This is a genomic window from Streptomyces sp. NPDC002130, assembly GCF_040296465.1.
Taxonomy (GTDB): Bacteria; Actinomycetota; Actinomycetes; order Streptomycetales; family Streptomycetaceae; genus Streptomyces.
In genome coordinates this window covers 1-1330 of sequence record NZ_JBEOXI010000911.1, presented here as the reverse complement: position 1 = coordinate 1330, position 1330 = coordinate 1, and the positions used below count along the sequence as shown (strand labels likewise).

Sequence of the window (1330 nt, the reverse complement as noted above, 5' to 3'; positions counted from 1 at the left end):
GTCGATGATCGAGACCTCGACGTTCTTGATGGTGACCGGCGGCTGGTTGATGCCGAGCACACACGCCGACTCACAGGGGCGTGGCATCACCGTCGTGACAGTGGACGAGCTTCGTGGCGGAACATCGATCGATCCTGTGGAGACGGCCGAATCGGATATCGCTCTCCAGCAGCTGACGTCCGGTTCCACCGGATCACCCAAGGCCGTCCAGATCACGCACGAGAACTTCTACACAAATGCGTACGCGATGATCAACCGCATCAAGTTCTCCATCGAGGACGACGTGATGGTGAGCTGGCTTCCGTTGTTCCACGACATGGGCATGGTCGGGTTCTTGACGGTTCCGATGCAGGTGGGCGCGGAGGTCATCAGCATCACGCCGATGGATTTCCTGCGCACCCCGGTGCTGTGGGCGGAACTGATGGGCAAGTACGGCGGAACTGTCACTGCCGCACCGAACTTCGCATACTCCCTCTTGGCTCGTCGACTCGCACAGGCAGAGGACGGGGCAGTCGATCTGTCCAGCGTCCGATACATGTGGAACGGTGCCGAGCCGGTGGATCCTGACACGATGGATGCCCTCGCCGAGGCGGGCGCGCGTTTCGGGTTGAACCCGACTGCTCTGGCCCCCGTGTACGGAATGGCGGAAACCACGCTCGCCGTGTCGATTCCGGATCCCGATCAAGGTCAGGTCCTCGACTACGTCGATCCAGACTTTCTCGAGTCGATGTCTCGGGCGGTGCCGTCCAATCGTCCCAACGCTCGTGCCCTCGCCACACTCGGAAAGATGGTGCCTGACCTCGAGGGTCGCATCGTCGATCGTGACGGCCAGGTGCTCCCGGCCCGAGGCGTCGGAATCATCGAGGTTCGCGGCAAAGCAGTCACTCCGGGGTATGTCACAGTCGACGGACACAAGCCGGCGCAGGACGCCGACGGTTGGCTCGATACCGGTGACGTCGGCTATTTCACCGAAGAAGGCCTGGTCGTGGTGTGCGGGCGAGTCAAGGACGTCATCATCATGGGCGGCCGGAACGTGTATCCGACCGACATCGAGCGAGCGGCCGGAAGTGTTGCCGGTGTGCGTCCCGGAAATGCCGTCGCAATCCGTCTCGATGCTGGCCAGAAGCGTGAGAGCTTTGCGGTCGCCGTCGAGACCAACGCTTTCGAGGATCCGGAAGAGGTCAAGCGTATCGAGCGTGAAGTGGTCCACGCCGTGGTTGCCGACGTCGGTGTCCGACCTCGCGCCGTTGCGGTCCTGGGGCCCGGCCTGCTGGGGCGCGCCGATGGCGACGGCGAGCCCCGAGGCCTCTCCCTCCTCGCCGACCGCTCC

The 1330-nt window shown here is 63.5% G+C and carries 1 protein-coding gene; it reads left to right on the top strand.

Features of this window, described 5'->3' with window-relative positions:
• Positions 1-100: 100 nt before the first annotated feature.
• A partial coding sequence (locus tag ABT116_RS46895) for a fatty acyl-AMP ligase (protein ID WP_351647450.1) occupies positions 101-1330 on the top strand: 1230 nt, incomplete at its 3' end.